The sequence below is a fragment of the Microbacterium azadirachtae genome, from assembly GCF_000956545.1.
Lineage (GTDB): Bacteria > Actinomycetota > Actinomycetes > Actinomycetales > Microbacteriaceae > Microbacterium > Microbacterium azadirachtae.
Genome location: NZ_JYIT01000002.1, coordinates 1 through 499 on the forward strand (window position 1 = coordinate 1; position 499 = coordinate 499).

Below are 499 nucleotides of genomic sequence, written 5' to 3' on the forward strand. Positions count from 1 at the left end.
GGCCGCCGCTTCGCGCCCGCGGTGCTGGCCGGCATCGTCTCCGCGGCGGCCGCTGTGGGCCTGCTGCTCGTCAGCGGCTGGCTCATCGTCAGCGCCTCGATCGTCGACAGCCTGGTGCCGCTGTCGGTGGCCATCGTCGGCGTGCGCTTCTTCGCGGTGACCCGAGCGGTGACGCGCTACCTCGAGCGTCTCGCCGGACACGACGCCGCACTCGGGCGGCTCGCGGACCTGCGCGCGGCGGTGGTGCGCCGGCTCACCCCGTTCGCTCCCGCGGGCCTCGGTGCCACCGACCGCGGATCCGTGCTCGCGGCGCTGGTCGACGACGTGGAGAACCTGCAGAACCTGCCCCTCCGCGTCGTGCAGCCGCTGCTCACCGGCGGCGTGGTCGCGGTCGTGTCGGTGGGCGTGCTGGCGCTCATCGCGCCCGCGGCGGCGGTCGCCCTGGCCGTCTGCCTGGCGATCGCGGTGGTCGGCGCGGTCGCGCTCGGCGGCTCCGCGG

Annotated in this window: 1 pseudogene; it reads left to right on the top strand. The window is 76.6% G+C overall.

Annotated elements, in window-relative coordinates:
• Nucleotides 1-499, top strand: a pseudogene (locus RL72_RS19965) (thiol reductant ABC exporter subunit CydC); the annotation flags it as partial.